This is a genomic window from Vibrio sp. 1727, from assembly GCF_033344415.1.
In the GTDB taxonomy this organism is placed as follows: Bacteria; Pseudomonadota; Gammaproteobacteria; order Enterobacterales; family Vibrionaceae; genus Vibrio; species Vibrio alginolyticus.
Map to the genome: position 1 here is coordinate 1 of NZ_JAWPOT010000069.1, position 1,251 is coordinate 1,251.

2 protein-coding genes are annotated in these 1,251 nt (G+C 44.6%); both read left to right on the top strand.

All coding sequences use genetic code 11. The features are described from left to right. Positions 1–75: 75 nt before the first annotated feature. The gene (locus tag R8O10_RS23855) at positions 76–390 is read left to right on the top strand and encodes a DUF2523 family protein (protein ID WP_033905310.1); all 315 of its coding nucleotides are present in this window, start codon (positions 76–78) and stop codon (positions 388–390) included. Continuing rightward, positions 387–1,251: zonular occludens toxin domain-containing protein (locus tag R8O10_RS23860; RefSeq protein WP_318191779.1), on the top strand; the 865-nt coding region annotated here is incomplete at its 3' end. The genes R8O10_RS23855 and R8O10_RS23860, both read left to right, overlap by 4 nt.

Here is a 1,251-nt window from a genome sequence, read left to right on the forward strand (position 1 = left end):
TTTTCGGTTTTGTTCGTGCAGTTCTGATTATGTCGTCCATCTTTGCAGCACGTCGCATTATCTTCGGGGATTAATATGGATTGGTTAGTCGATTTATTTAATAAGCTTTTGGTCTTCTTGTATCAGCTCTTAGTGTCGCTTTTTAACATGCTCAAGGACTTATTTTTCTGGGCGGTTGAGCAGGTCATGGAGATGGTTAACATGCTGCTTTCTGGCGTGTTTGCGCTCTTTGCGCCTGTCGATATGAGTCAGTATATGACTTCAATTCCTCCAACAGTGTCTTGGGTTATGGCTGCGGTTGGTTTGCCTCAGTGTCTTTCTATCATCCTTGCAGCAATCACGGTTCGCTTAATGCTTCAACTCATTCCGTTTACGAGGTTAGGTTCATGATTTATGCAATAGCAGGTAGACCAGGAGGCGGTAAGACTTACGAGGCTGTGGCTTATCACATCATCCCGGCTATCAAGGAAGGGCGTAAAGTTATTACCAACATTACGCTTAATGTTGATTGGTTCGTAAAGATATTCGGTGAGGATGCGCGCGACCTAATAAAGATAGTTGATGGTCGATTGACGGATTTTGGCTCTACAAGTCGGCCTTTTAGTCAGATTGAAGATTACTCCGATGAGTGGCGAAATGAGAAAGGACAGGGGCCTTTGTACATTGTTGATGAGGCTCATATGAGCTTGCCATCTCGTGGGCTTCCGGCTGCGATTCTTGAGTGGTTTTCGATACACCGTCACTATGGTGTCGATATCATCTTGCTGACCCAGAACATACGCAAGGTGCATCGTGATATCAAAGATATGATTGAAGTCACTTACCGTTGCACTAAAAATACTGCAATGGGTTCCAGCAACTCATACACCAAAAAGGTTCAAGATGGTTGCAATGGTGAGGTGGTTAATACGTCGATACGATCTTACAAGTCTGAGTATTTTCCGTTTTACAAAAGCCATTCTCAGTCCAATAAGCATGTTCAAGAAGCGCAAGCGAAAGACATTAGACCTTTCTGGAAGCGATGGCCCGTTATCGGTACCGCTTTGCTTTTGGGTGTTGGTTTGCCTATCAACATCATGGCGTGGTGGCCTGAACCCGAAAAAGCACCGGAACCAGTAAAGCAGCAAAATGTTAACGTCGAAATTCCAGCTGGCACGCCAACAGCTCAAGGAACGGAGACTTCACCCAAGAAAAAGAACAGTTCCGGTTTTGGTCCTTTAGATGGTTACGACTTTTTTATCACTGGTTACG

What these genes read in the sequence shown, in the direction of transcription:
- R8O10_RS23855 (WP_033905310.1), top strand. Translation starts at nt 76, where the DNA reads ATGGATTGGTTAGTCGATTTATTTAATAAGCTTTTGGTCTTCTTGTAT.